The sequence below is a fragment of the Mycolicibacter heraklionensis genome (assembly GCF_001021505.1).
Taxonomy (GTDB): domain Bacteria; phylum Actinomycetota; class Actinomycetes; order Mycobacteriales; family Mycobacteriaceae; genus Mycobacterium; species Mycobacterium heraklionense.
The window spans coordinates 262,219-282,287 of the sequence record NZ_LDPO01000002.1 but is presented as its reverse complement, the minus strand read 5'-3'; the positions used below and the strand labels follow the sequence as shown (position 1 = coordinate 282,287).

Below are 20,069 nucleotides of genomic sequence, written 5' to 3'. Positions count from 1 at the left end.
GCATGACCGCAGCATTTGACGAAGAAGCACTGCGCCACTGGCTGGCTGACTATTTGGTCACCAACATCGGATGCAGTCTCGAGGACATCGATTTCAACGCGTCTCTCAACGATCTGGGCGTCGGTTCCCGCGATGCCGTGGTGCTCTGCGGCGAGTTGTCCGAATTGCTGGGCCGCAAGGTCTCACCGGTGGAACTCTGGCAGCACCCCTCGGTCGCGGAATTGGCCCGCTTCCTCATCGAGCCCGAATCCGCGGACGACGAGTTGGCGCCCGAGCCCGGGCGGTTTGGCACCGACGAGCCCATCGCGGTGATCGGTCTGGGTTGCCGCTTCCCCGGTGACATCAACTCGCCGGAAGCGCTGTGGCAGTTCCTGCTCGACGGCGGCAACGCGGTGACCGAAGTGCCCGCCGAGCGCTGGGCGCCGTTCGACGACGGGTCAGCGGAGACCAGCAGTGCGATCGCCCGCACCACTCGCTGGGGCTCGTTCCTGCGCGATATCGCCGCATTCGACGCCGAGTTCTTCGACATCTCCAGCCGCGAAGCGGTCAAGATGGACCCGCAGCAACGGCTCCTGCTCGAAGTGGCGTGGGAAGCTTTGGAGCACGCGGGAATTCCGGCGACATCGTTGCGGCGATCGCAGACCGGCGTGTACGTCGGGGCCAGCATCACCGAGTACGGCTGCCACGCGTCCTCCGATCTGCAAAGCGTGGACGCCTGGAGCAACGCCGGTGGCGCACTGAGCATCATCGCCAACCGGCTGTCGTATTTCCTGGACCTGCGCGGACCGTCGGTGACGGTGGACACCGCGTGCTCGTCTTCGCTGGTCGCGCTGCACCTGGCGTGCCGGAGTCTGCGGACCGGGGAATGCGAGACCGCGATCGCCGGCGGCGTGAATCTGCTGATGTCCCCTGCGGTGTTCCGCGGGTTCGACCAGAGCGGGGCATTGTCGACGACCGGTGCGTGCCACGCGTTCGACGCCGACGCTGACGGATTCGTTCGCGGTGAGGGCTGCGGTGTCGTGGTGCTCAAGCGGCTGTCCGACGCCCGCCAAGACGGCGACCGGGTGCTGGCGGTGGTGCGCGGATCGGCGATCAACCAGGACGGCCACTCCAACGGCCTGCTGGCGCCGAACCCGGCTGCCCAGATGGCGGTCCTGCGGTCGGCCTACGCCGACGCCGGCGTCGCCCCGCAGGAAGTCGACTACGTCGAAACCCACGGAACCGGAACCCTGTTGGGCGACCCGATCGAGGCCAAAGCGCTGGGCACGGTGCTGGGCCGGGGCCGTTCCCCCCAGTCGCCGCTGCTGCTGGGCGCGGCCAAGTCGAACCTCGGGCATCTCGAGGCCGCTGCGGGGATGGTCGGTTTCATCAAGACGGTGCTGGCCGTGCAACGCGGGCGTATCCCGAAGAATCTGCATTTCAACACCCCGAACCCGCACATCACCTTCGAGCAGATGCGTTTGAAGGTCGTTGCCGAACACCAGGAGTGGCCCTCGTCGGATCACCCGCGGCGAGCCGGGATCTCGTCGTTCGGTTTTGGTGGCACCAACGCGCACGTCGTCATCGAGCAGGCGCCGCCCGCCAAAGTCACTGCGCGCGAGGTAGATCCGGCAGTGACCACCCTGGTGGTTTCCGGACGGACCCCGGAGCGGATCGCTGCGACAGCGAGCGACCTGGCCGACTGGCTGGAAGGCGACGGCGCCGGTGTCGAACTCGCCGACGTCGCGCACACGCTCAATCACCACCGCGCCCGGCAGCCCCTGTTCGGCACGGTGTGCGCCCGCGACCGGGGCGCTGCGGTCAACGGCTTGCGGTCACTGGCGGCCGGTACCTCGGCGGAGGGTCAGGAGTGCGGAGTCACCGGTCCGCACGACGGCCCGTGCGGACCCGGCACCGTCTTCGTGTACTCCGGCCAGGGTTCGCACTGGATCGGAATGGGCCGTCAACTGCTCACCGACGAGCCGGCGTTCGCCCGGGCATTGGCGGTGCTGGAACCGGCCTTCGTCGAACACGTCGGGTTCTCGCTGTGGCAGGTGATCTCCGCCGGTGAACCGGTCAGCGGTGACGCGCAGGTACAGCCCGTCCTGATGGGGCTGCAGCTGGCGCTGACCGAGCTCTGGCGCTCCTACGGGGTACACCCCGACGCGGTCATCGGCCACTCGATGGGCGAGGTCACCGCCGCGGTGGTCGCCGGTGCACTGAGCGCGGCCGACGGATTCCGGGTCATCGCGGCCCGTTCTCGGTTGATGTCGCGGCAGGCCGGGCAGGGCGCGGTGGCGCTGCTGAACCTGGACGCCGAAGCGACCGAGGCCCTGCTGGCCGACTACCCGGATGTCAGTGTGGCGGGCTACCTCTCGCCGAAACAGACCGTGGTTGCCGGCCCGGTTTCGCCCGTCGATGCGGTCATCGCCGCGGTCAGCGGACAGAACAAGTTCGCACGGCGGGTCAACATGGAAGTGGCCTCGCACACCGCGTTGATGGACCCGATCCTGCCGGAGTTGCGGGCGGCACTGGAGGGCCTGACGCCCGAAGTCGCCACCATCCCGTTCTTCTCGACCGTCACCGAAGCCGCCATGCCGGCCGGCGGCATGCCGATGCTGGACGCCGACTACTGGGTGAACAATGTTCGTCAGCCCGCGCTGCTGACCCAGGCGGTCAGTGCGGCGGCGGGCGAGTACACCACATTCGTGGAGGTCAGCGCCCACCCGATTCTCACGCACGCAATTGCTGACACCGTGGAAGCCCTGGGCGGTCACCACCACAGCGTCGGAACCCTGGTACGCGACGGCGACGACGCGGTCAGCTTCCACACCAGCCTCAACCGCACGCACACCACCCAACCCCCGCAGACCCCGCACCCGCCCGAACCGCACCCAGTCCTGCCCGCGACCCCGTGGCAGCACAGCAATTACTGGATCGAGACCGCGGCCGTCCGACACCCCGCCGTCCCTGCCGGTGCCGGAGCGCAACGCTCCGCCGGCAGCCCGGGTGCGGTGCCACAGGACTGGTGGTGCGAGCTGACCTGGCCGGCTGCCGAAGCAGAGTCCGGCGAGACCGTCGCCGAGCAGTCCTGGCTGGTGATCGGCGGCCAGGAGTTGAGTGCCGAGATCGGCGCGAAGCTGGGCGGCGGCGTGACTGCGCTGGACGCGTCGGTGCTGACCGCCGACGGTGACCGTGCGGCACTGGCCACGGCCTTGGGCACTACCACTCACGTGCTGTTCGCGCCGTCGACGGACGCGACGGATCTGAGCGCTGCACCGGCCTACGCGGCGTTCAACGCGGCGCGGCGCCTGGCCACCGCGATGGCGGAGCAGACGTCGAACCCGGCGAAGCTGTTCCTGCTGACCCGCAACGCGCAACCTGTCGGCGATGGCGACCGGGCCAACCCCGCGCACGCCGTGCTGTGGGGGCTGGGCCGCAGCCTGGCGCTGGAGCACCCGGAGATCTGGGGCAGGGTGGTCGACGTCGACGAATCGGTCCCCGCAGCACTGGTCGCCGGATACCTGCTCGCCGAGGCCGGCGCCGCCGACAACGAGGATCAGGTGGTCTACCGGGCCGGTGTCCGCCGGGTCCCACGCCTGCTCGGCGGCCGTCCCACCGGCGCTGCATCGGTTGAATTCGACGCCGGCAGTAGCCATCTGGTGATCGGAGCCACCGGCAACATCGGGCCGCAGCTGGTGCGGCAACTGGCGGCCAGTGGAGCCAAGACCATCATCGCGGTGTCCCGGCGCCCGGGCTCAGTGCTCGACGAGTTGGCGGCCGAGTTGGCCTCGGCCGGAACGACACTGGTGACAGTGGCTGCCGACGCCGCCGACGAGACCGCGATGACTGCGCTGTTCGATCGGTTCGGCGCCGACCTGCCGCCGCTGGAAGGCATCCACGTGGCCGCCTTCGCCGGTGGCCCGGTGACCCTGCGGGACATGACCGACGACGACGTCACCACCATGTTCCGCCCGAAACTCGACGTGGTCGCGGTGCTGCACAAGCTGTCGCTGCGGCAGCCGGTGCGGTATTTCGTGTTGTTCTCGTCGATCTCCGGCATCACCGGGTCGCGCTGGCTGGCGCACTACACGGCGACCACCACCTTCCTGGACACCTTTGCCTACGCCCGCCGCGCGGCGGGCCTGCCGGCTACCGCGATCAACTGGGGATTGTGGAAGTCGTTGACCGACACCCAATCCGATGTCGAACGCCAGGTGACTGTCGACTCCGGGCTGGAGCCGATGGCCGACGATGTCGCCATCGGGGCGCTGCCGCTGGTGATCGGCGCACACAACGCGGTGCGGCACACGGTCGTCGCGGCGGACTGGCCGCGGCTTGCCGCCGCATACCGCACCCGGGCGGCGCTGCGCATCGTCGATGAGCTGCTGGTCGCCGGCGCACCGGCCGATGGACCCGCGGCGGTCAGCACCGAGTTCCGCCGCGCTCTGGCCGAGGCGGAACCCGAACAGCGTGCGGAGCTGCTGCGCGACCACGTCACCGATCAGGTCGTCGCCGCCATGGGACTGGGGTCGCGCCACGCGCTGGATCCGACCGCCGGATTCTTCCAATCCGGCATGGATTCACTGATGAGTGTCACCCTGCAGCGGTCACTTTCGGACAGCCTCGGCGAAACTCTGCCGGCCGCAGTGGTGTTCGACTACCCGACCATCGACGCACTGACGGGATACCTGGCAACGATCCTGCCCGAGCTGGTCGAGGTCGCCGAGCAGGACAGCGCCGACGCCTATGACGACATGAGTGATGACGAGCTGCTCGCGCAGCTGTCGGAGAGGTTGAGTTGAGCGAGAAGAGTGCTGCGCCGGTCGGGGGGCCGGATCGTCGGGCGATTGTTGCTGAGGCGCTGCGCAAGATTGATGATTTGACGGCGCGGTTGGCGGTTGCTGAGGCGGGGGATACTGAGCCGATCGCGGTGGTGGGTGTGGGGTGTCGTCTGCCTGGTGGGGTGGATGGTCCGGCCGCGTTGTGGCGGTTGTTGTGTGATGAGGGTTCGGGGATTGTTCGGGTTCCGGCGGATCGTTGGGATGCCGATGCGTTGTTTTCGTCGGATCATTCGGTGCCGGGGACGATTTGTTCTCGTGAGGGCGGGTTTTTGACGTCGTGGCAGCCGGCGGAGTTTGACGCGGAGTTCTTCGGCTATTCGCCGCGTGAGGCTGATGCGATGGATCCTCAGCAGCGGTTGTTGATGGAGGTGGCCTGGGAGGCGTTGGAGCATGCCGGGATCACCAAGGAGGCGATCCGGGGCACTCAGACCGGCATTTTCGTCGGCCTGACAACCAACGACTACGCCGTCCTCGCAGCCGAGAAGCTCAGCCCGCGCGACGCCGACCCGTACCTCTCGTTTGGCAACGGACCGAATTTTGCGGCGGGGCGGTTGTCGTATTTCTTGGGTGTGCATGGTCCGGCGATGATGGTGGATACGGCGTGTTCGTCGTCGTTGGTGACGATTCATTTGGCGTGTGCGAGTTTGCGGCGTCGGGAGTCGGATCAGGCGTTGGCTGCCGGGGTGAATTTGATGTTGACCCCACAGAACAGCATTGCGACCTCGCGGTGGGGGATGCTGGCCCCGGATGGGCAGTGCAAGACCTTTGATGCCGCCGCTGATGGTTATGTGCGTTCTGAGGGCGCTGGGGTGGTGGTGCTCAAGCGGCTCTCGGATGCGCAGCGTGATGGTGACCGGGTTTTGGCGGTGGTGCGGGGTTCGGCGGTGAATCAGGATGGGCCGTCGTCGGGTCAGACGGTGCCGTCGGGTCCGGCGCAGCAGAAGGTGGTGCGGGCGGCGTTGGCGTCGGCGCGGTTGGAGCCGGCCGATATTGACTATGTCGAGGCGCATGGCACCGGGACGGCGTTGGGTGATCCGATTGAGTTGGATGCCTTGTCGGCGGTGTTTGGTGAGCGGGGTTCCTCGGCGCCGTTGGTGTTGGGGTCGGTGAAGACCAATTTGGGGCATCTGGAGTCTGCGTCGGGTGTTGCCGGGTTCATCAAGACGGTGTTGTCGGTGCAGCAGGGTTTCATCCCGCGGCATCTGAACTTCTCCCAGTTGACACCCAACGCCGGTGTCGGGGCCTGGAACTTTGTGGTGGCGGCTCGGGCGATGGATTGGCCGGCGGTGTCGCGTCCGCGTCGGGCGGGGGTGTCCTCGTTTGGGGTGTCGGGCACTAATGCGCATGTGATCGTGGAGCAGGCCCCAGATGCTGAGGTTGCTGCGGCGGCTCCGGCGGTGCCGGTGAGCACGTTGGTGGTGTCGGGGAAGTCGCCGGCGCGTATCGCGGCCACCGCCGGGGTGCTCGCGCAGTGGATGGCCACCGACGGCGCCGACGTCGCGCTGCCCGACATCGCCCATGCGCTCAACCATCACCGCACCCGCCATCAGAAGTTCGCCACCGTCGCCGCCCGCGATCGCGAGCAGGCCCTTGCGGGGCTCACGGCACTGGCCGCCGGTGAATCCGCACCAGGCGTGGTGGAACCCGCTGCGGTGCTGCCCGGTCCAGGCACTGTCTTTGTGTTTTCGGGTCAGGGTTCGCATTGGGTGGGGATGGGTCGTCGGTTGTTGGCCGATGAGCCGGTGTTTGCTGCGGCTGTTGATGAGTTGGAGCCGGTTTTTGTTCGGCAGGTGGGTTTTTCGCTGCGTGAGGTGATTGCTGACGGCGTGGAGATTTCCGGTGATGCGCAGGTGCAGCCGGTGATCATGGGGTTGCAGTTGGCGTTGGCGGCGTTGTGGCGGTCTTATGGGGTGGTTCCGGATGCGGTGATTGGGCATTCGATGGGGGAGGTGTCTGCGGCGGTGGTGGCCGGGGCGCTGACTTTGGAGCAGGGTTTGAAGGTGATCGGGGTGCGGTCGGCGTTGATGTCGCGCCAGGCCGGTCAGGGTGCGGTGGCGTTGTTGGAGTTGGATGCCGCGGCGACGCAGGAGTTGTTGGCGGGGTATCCCGGTGTTGAGGTGGCGGGGTATTTGTCGCCGCGGCAGACGGTGGTGGCGGGTGCGCCGGCGGATGTGGATGCGGTGATCGCTGCGGTGGCTGCGAGTGAGCGGTTTGCCCGGCGGGTGAACATGGAAGTGGCCTCCCATACCGCGTTCATGGACCCGATCCTTGATGAACTGCGCGCCGAACTGGCCGACCTCACCCCCCAAATGCCACAAATCCCGTTCATTTCGACTGCGGTGGATCCCGCGGGACCCACGCCGCGATTGGACGCGGAGTACTGGGTTGCCAATGTGCGCAAGCCCGCATTGGTCATCCAGGCCGTGACCGTGGCGGCGGCGGACCACGACACGTTCATCGAGGTCAGCCCCCACCCATTGTTGACCCACTCGATCATCGAGACGGCCGAAGCCGCCGTCGCCGAACCGGTGACGGTGGCCTCGACCCTGCGCCGGGGCGACGACGAAACACTGAGCTTCCATGTTCAGCTCACCGAACTCGGCCGGCACCACAGCGGCACCGGCGACGCCAAGGCCGGCGGATTCGCCGAACTGCCCAACACACCCTGGCAACACAGCCTGCATTGGCTCCACGTGCCCGGACGGGCCGGCCAGACACCGGACGTGCATCCGCTGCTCGGCGTACACGTCGAGATGCTCACCGGCGGCGACCACATGTGGCAGAACGACCTTCGTGTTGAGGCCATGCCGTGGCTGGCCGACCAACCGGTGCACGGACAGGCTGTTGCGTCCGCGGCGGCAGTGATCGAGATGGCCGTGGCGGCAGGCAGCCAGGCCCTCGGCAGACCGGCCGAGTCGATCTCGGTGACCGACCTGAAAATCGAACAGCCGCTGGTGCTGGAGCACGGGACGCAGGTCACCACCCAGCTCAGCGGGGCCAACGGCCAGACCAGGGTCGAGATCCACGCCCGCCAGGGCGACGAAGCCTGGACCCGGCACGCGGTTGCCGACATCGCAGCGGCGCCGGCGGATCGGGTGGGCCCGGAGTCCCAAGAGGACTCCGCGGACAGTGTGCTCACCCTGCCCGACGACGTGGCCACCCATCCCGCGTACCGCCTACACCCGGCCTTGCTCGATGCCGGGCTGCGGCAGCTGGCGGCGGGCATCCCGGCCGATGACGCAGAGCACAGCGGTTACGTGCCGGCGGCGGTGGCCGCGGTGCGGGTGTTCGCACCTGTTGGACGCCAGGTGCGTTGCCACACCGAGGTGAGCAGTCACGAGGACAAGGTGGCCGTTGGCCGAGTGGTCCTGACGGATGACTCGGGCGCCGTCGTTGCCGAACTCACCGGCGTCGAACTGCGCCCGCTCGATTCCCGCTCCCTGCGGGTGCCCCTGGGCCAGAAGCTCTTCGCCGCCGAATGGGCTCTGTCGCCGGCACCGGATGTCGCCGGGGCGGTCGACGGCAGCTGGCTGGTGCTTTCCGAGCCGTCTGCCGGAGAACTCGCCGCGCAGTTCGGGGCACGCCTGGCCGGGCCGAATCGCAAGGTCGTGACCGGCCCGTTCGCCGACGAACCGGCCCTGAGCGAGGCGGTTGCACGTACCGCCGCCGATCCCGCACACCCGCCGGCCGGCATCGTGGTCTTCCTTGACCGGGCCGGGTTCGACGGGTCCGACCCGGACGGTGCACTGGCTCGCGCCCGTGAGCTCATCTGGACGGCCGCGTCGACGGCCCGCGCAGCGGTTGAGGGCTGGCCGGAAGCGTCCGGCGACCACAAGCCGCGGTTGTGGCTGGTCAGCCGCGGTGGGCTGCCCTTCGGGAGCGACGAGCCCGGCGACCCGGCTGTCGGTGCGCTGAAGGGCGTGGTCCGCACCTGGCGGTTCCCCGGCGAACTCGCCCGGGTCCTGGCCGACGAACCCGACCTGGGCGCCACCCTGGTGGACCTGGACGCATCGGGGGACACCGCGGCCCTGGTCGACGCCTTGCTGGCGGAACTGGGCGCTCCGCTGCGCGACGACGTGATCGCCTGGCGCGGTGGGCAGCGCTACACCGAACGCCTCACCCGGGCCGCGCTCGACGGCGCCGGGGACACCGCGGGGACCGCTGAAACTGCCCAAGCCAAGGTCCGGGCCGACGGCTCCTACCTGCTCACCGGGGGTCTGGGCGGACTGGGCACCGTGGTAGCGCGCTGGCTGGCGGCCCGTGGCGCCGGGCGAATCGTCCTCAACGGCCGCAGCGAGCCCTCCGAACAGCAGCGTGCCGTCCTCGATGAACTGGCCGCCGCCACCGAAGTGGTCTTCGTCGCCGGCGACATCAGTTCGCCCGGGGTGGCCGAGCGTCTGGTGGCCGCCGCGCAGGAGACCGGCAAGCCGCTGCGTGGTGTGGTGCATGCCGCGGGCGTGCTGGGCGACGGCCTGGTGACGGCCGTGAGCCGGGAGAGCCTGGAGAGCGTGTGGTCGGCCAAGGCCGTCGGCGCCGCGCGGCTGCATGCCGCCACCGCGGCCACCCCGCTTGACTGGTGGGTGGGCTTCTCCTCGATGGCCGCGCTGCTGGGCCTGCCCGGCCAGCTCGGATACGCCACCTCCAACGCCTGGTTGGACGCGCTGATGGCGTGGCGGCACGCGTCGGGCCTCCCCGCAACCGCCATCAACTGGGGCCAGTGGTCGGATGTGGGTCTGGGCCGCTCGATGACGCTCAGCGTCCTCGATCCGATCAGCCCCGACGAAGGCATCGAGGCGCTGGACGCCGTGCTGGGTGCCGACGCCGGCCTGATCGGCCCCCGGGTCGGGGTGGGACGCCTGCGTATCGACCGTGCAGTCGCCACCTCGCCGGAGTTCCGTGATCTGACCTTCTTCGAGGACCTCGTCGCTGAGGCCTCTGAAACCGGAGTGACGGGCGGTGCTGCTGCGACCGGTGAGCACGCCGGTGCCGGTGCGTCGGCGGCAGGCGTGCCGGACTGGTCGACCATCCCCGCCGACAAGCGGCACGAGGAATTGGTGGTCAGGCTGCAGGCTATTCTGGCCCGCGAACTTCGGACATCCGCGACAGCGGTCGATGTGGATCAGCCGTTCCCGGAGATGGGGCTCGATTCCATGATCGCGATGACGGTTCTGAAAGAGACACAACAGTTGGTGGGGGTGGATTTGTCGGCGTCAATGCTGTGGAATCACCCCAGCATCTCAGCGTTGACGACACACCTGGTGGGACTGCTGGCGTCGCGTTATGCGGAGCCGGACAGCACAGCGGGGCAAGACGACGATGATTTGGGGTTCGGCTCATCCGGCGGCGTGCTGGATGAGTTGTTCGATCAGGTCGAGTCGGCTTCGACCGGTAGCGAGAGCGGTATTTATTGATGACGACGATCTTCAACAGGATGTCGGCCATGAGCGCCGACAAACGGGGGGCGCTGACCGAACAGTTCGATAAGGCGTCGCGGATCGCCGCCGCCGAACCGATCGCGGTCGTCGGGATCGGCTGCCGCTTCCCGGGTGGCGCCGCGGGCCCGGACGCCTACTGGGAGCTGTTGGAGACAGGGCGCGACGCCATAACCGAAATCCCTTCGGATCGGTGGGACGCCGACGAGTACTACGACCCGGACCCGTTGGCCCCGGGCCGGATGTCGTCGAAGTGGGGCGGCTTCATCGACGATGTCGCCGGATTCGACGCGGACTTCTTCGGGATCTCCCCACGCGAAGCCGAGGCCATGGACCCGCAACAGCGGTTGATGCTCGAGGTCGCCTGGGAGGCCCTCGAACACGCCGGGATGTCGCCGGAAACCCTGTCGGGCATCCGTTCCGCGGTGATGATGGGTGTGTATTACACCGAATACCAAGGGATTTCGGCAGCCAACCCAGACGCGATAGACGGCTACTCGGCCACCGGTAACGCCCACGCCGTCGCCGTCGGCCGGATCGCCTACCTGTTGGGTCTGCGCGGTCCCGCGGTCGCGATGGACTCGGCGTGCTCGTCGTCGCTGGTCACCATTCACATGGCCTGCCAGAGCCTGCGCATGCGGGAGAGCGACTTGGCCCTGGCCGGCGGCGTCAGCCTCATCCTGCGGCCGGAAACCCAGATCGCCATGGCCAAGTGGGGAATGCTGTCACCACGCGGCAGGTGCCACACCTTCGACGCCGGAGCGGACGGATTCGTGCGCGGCGAGGGCGCCGGGATCGTCGTACTCAAGCGGCTCACCGACGCCATCCGCGACGGCGACCGAGTGCTGGCGGTGGTGCGCGGCTCGGCGATCAATCAGGACGGCAAGTCCAACGGCCTGACCGCGCCGAACACCATCGCCCAGATCGACGCGATCAGCCGGGCGCTGCGCAGCGCCGACGTTGCGGCGAACTCGGTGAACCTGATCGAAACCCACGGCACCGGAACGTCTTTGGGCGATCCCATCGAGTTCGAGGCGCTCGCCGAAGTCTACGGGCGCGGCGCCGACAAGTGCGCGCTGGGAGCGGTCAAGACCAACATCGGCCACCTGGAGGCGGCCGCCGGGATCGCCGGCTTCATCAAGGCCGCACTGTCTGTGCAACGCGGACAGATTCCGCCGAATCTGCACTTCTCCAAGTGGAACCCGGCGATCGACCCGTCCCCGACGCGGCTGTTCGTCCCCACCGAGATGACACCTTGGCCGGCGGCCGAGGGTCCACGGCGCGCTGCGGTGTCATCATTCGGGCTGGGCGGAACCAACGCGCACGTGGTGCTCGAGCAGGGGCCGGACCCGGTACCGGCGCCAGCACCGGCCGAACCGGTCGCCACGCTGGTGATCTCGGGCAAAACCGAAAAGCGGGTGGCGGATTGGGCTGCCACGCTGGCCGATTGGATCGCCGGTCCGGGCGCCGCTGTGCCGCTGGCCGACATCGCCCACACCCTCAACCACCACCGCAGCCGGTACGCCAAGTTCGCCACGGTCTGCGCGCGCGACACCGAGCAGGCGCTGGCCGGGTTGCGGGCGGTCGCCGGCGGATACCCGGCACCCGGCGTGGTCGGCACGCATGCCGCGTTGCGCGGCAAGGGCACCGTCTTCCTGTACTCGGGCCAGGGATCCCAGTGGGCCGGCATGGGCCGCCAGCTGCTGGTCGACGAGCCGGCATTCGCCGCTGCCGTCGACGAACTGGAGTCGGATTTCGTTGCGCAGGTGGGGTTCTCGTTGCGTCAGGTCCTCGAATCCGGCGAACCGGTGGTCGGTATCGACCGCATCCAGCCGGTGCTGGTGGGCATGCAGCTGGCATTGACGGCGCTGTGGCGCTCCCACGGCGTCGAGCCGGACGCGGTGATCGGGCACTCGATGGGGGAGGTGGCCGCGGCCGTGGTGGCCGGTGCACTGAGCCCCGCGGATGGTCTCAAGGTGATCGCCACCCGGTCCAAGCTGATGGCCCGATTGAGCGGCCAGGGCGCGATGGCGCTGCTGGAGCTGGACGCCGACGCCGCCGAGAAACTGGTCGCCGAGCACCCCGACATCACGGTGGCGGTGTACGCAGCGCCGCAGCAGACCGTGATCGCCGGGCCGCCCGACCAGGTCGACGCCGTGGTGGCGATCGTCGACGCCCAGGGCAAACTGGCCCGGCGCGTCGAGGTGGACGTGGCGTCGCACCACCCGACGGTGGACCCGATCCTGGGCGAGCTGCGGACCGCGCTCGCCGACCTCAAACCGTCGGCGCCGAAGATTCCGCTGATCAGCACCGTCGGCCAAACCGGCAGCGACACACCGGCATTCGATGCAGACTACTGGGTGCACAACCTGCGCAACCCGGTGCGCTTCAGCCAGGCCGTGACCGCGGCCGCCGCCGGGCACGCCACCTTCGTCGAGGTCAGCCCGCATCCGCTGCTCAGCCACGCCATCAACGGCAACCTCGAAACGGCGCGGCCTGCCGGTGACAGCCTGGTGACGGGCACGCTGCTGCGCGAGCAGCCCGAAGCGCTGAGCTTTCACACCAACCTGGCGACCGTCGCGCCGCCGTCCTCCGATGCGCCGCAACCCGACGGTGGGATCGGGCGCGCCGACCTGCCGCCGCGGCCGTGGCAGCACGTCCGGTACTGGGCGGCGCCGACCGCCGCCAGCCGCCACACCGCCGATGCGCATCCACTGCTGGGTATCCACGTCGAGTTGCCGGCCGGTCACGGCCATGTCTGGCAGGCCGACGTGGGCACCGACCTCGTCGCGTGGATGGCCCACCACAAGGTGCACGGCCAGGTCGTGATGCCCGCCACCGGCTTCGCCGAGATGGCGTTGGCCGCGGCCGGTGAAGCGTTGGGCCTGCCGCCGTCCGCCGTCGCTGTGGACCGGGTCGAGGTCGAACAGATGCTGCGGGTCGACGAGCGGACCGAGGTCACCACCCGGTTGCTGCACGACGCCGACGGGTCCGATGAACTGCGCATCGAGATCCATTCCCGCCCAGCCGGCGGCAGCTGGTCGCGGCACGCCGTGGCCCGCGCCGCGGCGGCGCAACCCGCGGCCGCGGCGCAACGCCCGGCCCCCACCGGCGGCGGTACCGCGCTGTCACCTGCCGACCTGTACACGGCGCTGCGCCGCACCGGTCTGCAGCACGGGCCGGCGTTCGCCGCACTGACCCGGATCGTGCGCAAGCCCGGTGGCGCCTCGGAGGCCGAGATCGTGCTGCCCGACGAGGCGACTGCGCACCGTGGCTACCGGATCCACCCGGTGATGCTGGACGCGGCCCTGCAGTGCCTGGCCGCGGCGCTGCCCGACGAGTCGTTGATGGGTTCGGCCGGGATGGAAGAGGCCACCTACCTTCCGGTGGCGGTCGAGAACATCCGGGTGTTCGGCGACGTGGGCCGCCGGGCCCGCGGGCACGCCGAGCTGACCAGCCACGACGACGGCGGAATCCTGGGGCGGGTCACCCTGACCGACGACACCGGGACGGTCACCGCCGAGCTGTCCGGAATCTATCTGCAGCGGGTGCAGCGCCGTACCGTGCCACTGCCCTTGAGCCAGAAGATCTTCGACACCGAGTGGGTCGACGCCGCGGCCCCCGCGCAGCCGCCGGCCGCAGCCGACGGCAGCTGGCTGGTGCTGACCGACGGTTCCGAAACCGAAGCGCTGGCAGCCGATTTCGCCGCCCGCTTCGGCTCGGACAGCCGCCGGGTGATCACCGCGGACCTGACCAGCGAACCCGCGGTGCGGGAGGCGTTCGCGCAGACCGCCGACGACCCGGACCGGCCGCCGGTCGGGGTGGTTGTGCTGGCGGCCCGAGGAGCCTTCGACGGCACCGAGAATGGCGATGCCCCGGCGCGCGGCCGCGACCTGGCCTGGTCGGTCGCCTCGACGGTGCGCACCATCGTCGGCGGCTGGCACGGCACCGCGCCGCGACTGTGGCTGGTGGGCCGCAATGGTCTGACCGTGGATGCGCAGGAGCCGCATGAGCACGGCGACCCGTCGATCTGCGCACTCAAGGGCCTGGTCCGGGTGCTGGCCTATGAGCACCCCGACCTGCACACCGGTGTGGTCGACTTGGACGCGTCGGCGGACCCGGTGGCGTCGCTGATCACCGAGTTGGGGCTGGCGAGCACCGACGACGTGGTGGCCTGGCGCGGGGAGCGCCGCTACGCCGAACGTCTCAAGCGCGCGAACTTGACACCCACCGGCGCCCCGACCGTGCGGTCCGACGGCGCCTACGTACTGACCGGTGGCTTGGGCGGTATCGGGTTGGTCGTCGCCCGGTGGCTGATCGACCACGGTGCCGCGCGGATCGTGCTCAACAGTCGTTCACAGCCTTCCGAAGAGCAGCGCGCGGTGTTGGCCGAGCTCGAGCAGCGGGCCCAGATCGCGGTGGTGTCCGGGGATCTCGCCGCACCGGGTGTGGCCGAGAGCCTGGTCGCCGCCGCCGAGCAGACCGGGCTGACGCTGCGCGGTGTCATCCACGGTGCTGCGGTCATCGACGACCAGATCGTGGTCGGCATCGACAAGGACACCCTGGGCCGGGTGTGGGCGCCCAAGGCCGCCGCAGCACTGCGCCTGCATGTCGCGACGGCCGGTAAGGAACTGGACTGGTGGGTCGGGTTCTCCTCGACCTCGTCGCTGCTGGGGGCACCCGGCCAGGCCTCCTACGCCGCGGCCAGCGCCTGGCTGGACGGCCTGGTGGCGTGGCGGCGGGCCGCCGGGCTGCCGGCGATCACCATCAACTGGGGCCAATGGTCCGGCGTCGGTGTCGCCCAGGAGCTCAAGTTCAGTGCGCTGGACCCGATCAACCCCGACGAAGGCATGGAAGCCCTCGAGGCGATTCTGGGCGGCGATCTGTCCCGGATCGGCGTTGCGCGGCTGCGGCTGGACCGGGTGGCCGCGGCCTTCCCGGAACTGCAGCAACTCGGGTACTTCGCGACACTGGCCGAAGAGCTCGACCTCGACGACGAGGACGACGACTGGCCCGGTCCGGAAGGCCTGAAGCAGCTCAGCGCGGCTGAGGCCACCAAAGCCGTTGTCACACGGTTGGGTTCGCGGATCATGGCGATCATGGGCTACCCCAAGGGCAGCGTCATCGACCCCGCTCGGCCGTTGACCGAGCTGGGCATGGACTCGCTGATGGCGGTGCGCATCCGTAACACCGTTCGTGGCGACTTCGGCGCGGAGCCCCCGGTGGCACTGCTGCTGCAGGGCGCCTCACTGACCGACCTGGCTGCCGATCTGGCCCGCCAACTCGGCCTCGCCGAGGAGGAGCGGGCGGACGGCGCCGACGGTGCCAGCGATGTTCGTAGCCGAGCCCAGCAGCGTGCCGCGGCACGTCAGCGGGCGGCGGCACGGCGAAAAGTAGGAGATCGTTCGTGACCAACAACGAAGTGCCGCCCAACGCGATTGCGGTTGTCGGCATGGCGGGCCGCTTTCCGGGCGCCCGCACGCTGTCCGGATTCTGGAACAACCTGCGCAACGGCACCGAATCCATCGTCACGCTGTCCGAAGACGAGTTGCGCGCCAATGGTGTGAGCGACAAGGCACTGGCGAACCACAACTATGTGCGGCGGGCCGCACTGCTGGAGGGCATCGACGAGTTCGATGCGGGCTTCTTCGGCTTCACCCCGCTGGCCGCCCGCACCATGGACCCGCAGCACCGGCTGTTCCTGCAGACCGCGTGGCACGCCCTGGAGGACGCTGGCTACCGGCCCGGCGAGATCGAGGGATCGGTCGGCGTCTACGGGACCAGCACCACCAGCGGCTACCTGCTGCACAACCTGATGTCGCACTACGACCCGAACCTCATCATCGGTCAGGGCGTCAGCTTCGAGATGGTCAACCTCTCGTTGCAGAACGACAAGGACTACCTGGCCACCCGGGTGGCCCACCAGCTCGATCTGCACGGCCCGGCACTGTCGGTGCAGACCGCCTGCTCGTCGGCGCTGGTCGCGCTGCACCTGGCCTGCCAAAGCATCCTCAACGGCGAATGCGACATGGCGCTGGCCGGTGGCTCGTCGCTGCGGGTCCCGCATCACGTCGGGTACTGGCATGAGCCGGGCTCGATGGTGTCGGCGACCGGGCACTGCCGGCCGTTCGACGTGCGGGCCGACGGCACGATTTTCTCCAGCGGGGTCGGCGTGGTGGTGCTCAAGTCGCTGGACGCGGCGGTCGATGACGGGGACCAGATCCACGCGGTGATCCGGGGTTCGGCGCTGAACAACGACGGCGGCACCAAGATGACCTACGCCGCGCCCACCGCCGCCGGCCAGGCCGACGTGATCGCCGAAGCGCACGCGGTCGCCGAGGTCGACGCGTCCACCATCAGCTACATCGAGTCGCACGGCACCGCCACCCCGCTGGGTGACCCGATCGAAATCGAGGGCCTGCGACAGGCTTTCGCGGTCTCCGAGGAACAGCGGTCCGGCCCCTGCTACGTGGGCTCGGTCAAGTCCAACATCGGGCACCTGGAGTCGGCAGCCGGTATCGCCAGCCTGATCAAGACCATCTTGTGCCTGAAGCATCGGGCGATTCCCGGCACGCTGCACTACACCAGCCCGAACCCCGAACTGCATCTCGAGGACGGGCCGTTCCGGATCCGCGGCGAGTACGGGCCGTGGGAGTGGGACGGAATCCGGCGCGCCGGGGTCAGCTCGTTCGGGGTGGGCGGCACCAACGCGCACGTCATCGTCGAAGAGTGGCCCGAAGAAGAGACGGCGGTGCCGGCGTCACCCAAGCCCGGCCCCGAGGTGCTGCTGCTGTCGGCGCGTACCGCCGAGGCACTGGCGCAGGGGCGCAAGGAGTTGGCCGCTGAGCTTTCTGGCGGTGACGAGGCCGAGGCGCCCAACCTGCCGGATGTGGCGTACACGCTGGCCAACCGGCACGCGCACAACCTGCGGCTGGCCGCGGTCGTCGCCGATCGCGCCGACGCGGCGGCGGTACTGGGTGCCGAGGAGAGCGAGAACGTCTTCATCGGCGAGGGCGTGGACCTCAAGGAGGTGGGCGCCGACGCCACTGACCGGGTGGTGTTCCTGTTTCCGGGACAGGGCGCCCAGCACATCGGAATGGCGCGGGGGCTCTACGACAGCGAGCCGGTGTTCGCCGAGTACTTCGACCGCTGCGTCGCCGGCTTCGACGCCGAGCTGGGCTACGACCTGCGGGCGTTGATCTTCGACGGCTCCTCGCGTGACCTGGAGCGCACCGACCGCACCCAGCCGGCGCTGTTCACCGTGGAATACGCGCTGGCGAAGCTGGCCGAGAGTTACGGGGTGCGTCCGGCCGCGGTGGTCGGCCACAGCATCGGCGAGTACGCCGCGGCCACCGTCGCCGGGGTCTTCGACCTCGACACCGCGATCAAGGTGGTGGCGATGCGAGCCCGGCTGATGCACGCCGCGCCGCGCGGCGTGATGGTGGCGGTACCGATCAGCGCCGACGCCGTCGGTGCCTACCTGACCGGTGACGTGGACCTCGCCGCCGTCAACGACCCGGACGGCTGCGTGGTCGCCGGGACCGAAGCCGACATCCGCGAGTTCTCCGAGGCGCTCAAGCAGGCCGGGATCAACGCGCGTCGGGTGCGGACCTCGCACGCATTCCACTCGCGCCTGATGGACTCGATGATCTCGGAGTTCACCGCATTCCTGTCCCGCCAGACCCTGAACGAACCGCAGATCCCGCTGCTGTCGAACTTGACCGGCACCTGGTTGGCGCCCAGCGAGGCGACCAACCCGGCGACGTGGGCGCGCAGCGTGCGGGCCACTGTCCGGTTCGCCGACGAGATCGACACCGTGCTGAACGACCCGCACCGCGTCTTGGTCGAGGTCGGCCCAGGAGCCACCCTGACCGCGTCGGCGGCCCGCAACCCGAAGTTCGCGGGTGGGCATCGGGCGGTCCGTTTGATGCGTCACCACGCCCAGAACCGCGACGACCGCGACACGTTCCTGCTGGCGCTCGGCCAGCTCTGGGCTGCCGGTGTCGAGGTGGACTGGTCTCCGCTACACGGTGAGTATCAGCCCAAGCGCGTCATGGTTCCCGGTTATCCGTTTGAGCGCCAACGGCATTGGCTCGAGCACAACGCCGGCGCCACCTGGGTGTCGGGCGCCGGAGGCGGTGCCGCCACGGGCGCGCAGAGCAATGGTGCTGCGGGTGGCGGCTCGGCGGGGTCTTCCATGGAAGAGACGCTGCAACGCATCTGGGCGGTCTGCCTGGGTGTCGGCTCGGTCGATCGCACCGCCAACTTCTTCGACGTCGGCGGCGACTCGCTGGTGGCGATCAGCGTCGCCATGGCCGCCTCCCACGAGGGGCTGGACCTGACCCCGCAGGACCTCTACGACAACCCGACGGTGGCGGCGCTGGCCAAGGCACTGACCGCCCGCTACGCCGCCGGCGGGCTGGGCCGCCAGTCGCTCGGCGAGGTGGAGCACCCGCCCGTGCCGCCGAACATCACCTACTTCCTGGAAAACGGTGTTCGCGAACACGGTCGCTGGCGTATCCCGTTGATCCTGCGGTTGCGGCCCGACGTCTCGGTCGACGACGTCGCAGCCGTGCTGACCGCGGTGGTCAACCACCACGACGCGCTGCGGCTGCGGATCACCGAGCGGGCCGGTACCTGGGAGCAGCGGATAGTCGAGCCCGGCGAGTTCGGGGAGATCAGCACCCACTCACTGCCCGAGGGGCTGACCGCCGAACACGACGCGGTGCGTACGCTGCTGGCCGAGCACATCCGCGACCAGGACCTGTCCAGCCCGCCGCTCACCGCGCTCTACGTCCGTGGCGCCTCGGGTGACGTGTGTTACCTCGCGCTGAGCCTGCACGCAACCGTCGGCGACGAGGCGTCCCGCGACATCCTGGTCACCGATATCTTCACCGCGTTCGGCCAGAAGCTCGGCGGCAACGACATCGAGCTGCAGCCGGTCGGGGTCGGATGGGCCGAGTGGTCGCAGCGTTGCGCCGGACTGGCCACCCACCCGGCGGTGCTGGAAAGTCGCGAATTCTGGTTGAAGGCAACGAAGTCGGCGACTCTGCGGTTGGCCGCCGATGTCGCCGAGCCCCCGGCTGCGGCCGACCTGTCCAAACTCACCACGACGCTGCCCGCCTCCGACACCAGCGAGATCGACGATGCGCGTCGGCGGCTGCGGCTGCCGATCAACGAGATCCTGCTGGCCGGGCTGAGCCGGGCGGTGGCATCGGCAGTCGGCGAGGGCACCATTGCCGTCGACATGGGGGGAGCGGGTCGTTCGGTGCTCAAGCCCGAGGTGGACCTGCGCCGCACCGTGGGCTGGTTCACCACGCTCTACCCGGTCGCGCTGGCCTGCTCCGCCGAGGGCCAGGCAACCGCGCGGCAGCTGCTGGACTCGGTCCACGAGGCCCTCGACGGCGTACCGCATTACGGGATCGGCTACGGCCTGCTCCGCTACCTGTACGCACCGACCGCGCGACTGTTCGGCGCGGTTGCCCCTGCCGATATTCACTTCGCCTACGTCGGAGCGATTCCCGAGCCGCCCTCGCTCGGTGACGCTCCCGTGCAGTTCGACCCCGACACCGCGATGCCGGTGCGCGAGGCGATACCGGGGCTGGGCCACGCGCTGGAACTGCGGGCCTATCGCACCGGCGGTGTGCTGTACCTCGATTGGTGGTACGACAGCCGCCGGGTCGAGGAGTCCGTGGTGCGCGCGATCGCCGACGGGTTCTCCGCGGCGGTGATGGACCTGGTCCGCGGGGCGCTCGCCGAAGAGGACATGGCCTCGCAAGGCGAAGACGAAATGACCTTGGTCGAGCTGTCTTAG

Annotated in this window: 4 protein-coding genes; all 4 read left to right on the top strand. The window is 69.3% G+C overall.

Going from position 1 to position 20,069, the window contains the following annotated elements; translation table 11 throughout:
* The first annotated feature begins 2 nt into the window (after window positions 1-2).
* Genes ABW16_RS04675 through ABW16_RS04660 form a run of 4 tightly spaced genes read left to right on the top strand, consistent with a single transcriptional unit; the run spans window position 3 to window position 20,069 of the window.
* Window positions 3-4,784 (top strand): type I polyketide synthase, encoded by a 4,782-nt coding sequence (locus ABW16_RS04675; RefSeq protein WP_047317960.1) that lies wholly within the window; start codon window positions 3-5, stop codon window positions 4,782-4,784.
* Window positions 4,781-10,234 (top strand): type I polyketide synthase, encoded by a 5,454-nt coding sequence (locus tag ABW16_RS04670; RefSeq protein WP_082133954.1) that lies wholly within the window; start codon window positions 4,781-4,783, stop codon window positions 10,232-10,234. Before ABW16_RS04675 ends, ABW16_RS04670 begins: the two co-directional genes overlap by 4 nt.
* Complete coding sequence (locus tag ABW16_RS04665; RefSeq protein ID WP_047317959.1) at window positions 10,234-15,666, top strand: type I polyketide synthase; 5,433 nt, start codon at window positions 10,234-10,236, stop codon at window positions 15,664-15,666. Before ABW16_RS04670 ends, ABW16_RS04665 begins: the two co-directional genes overlap by 1 nt.
* Window positions 15,663-20,069, top strand: a complete 4,407-nt coding sequence (locus tag ABW16_RS04660) for a type I polyketide synthase (RefSeq protein ID WP_268768018.1) — start codon at window positions 15,663-15,665, stop codon at window positions 20,067-20,069. The genes ABW16_RS04665 and ABW16_RS04660 overlap by 4 nt, the downstream gene beginning before the upstream one ends.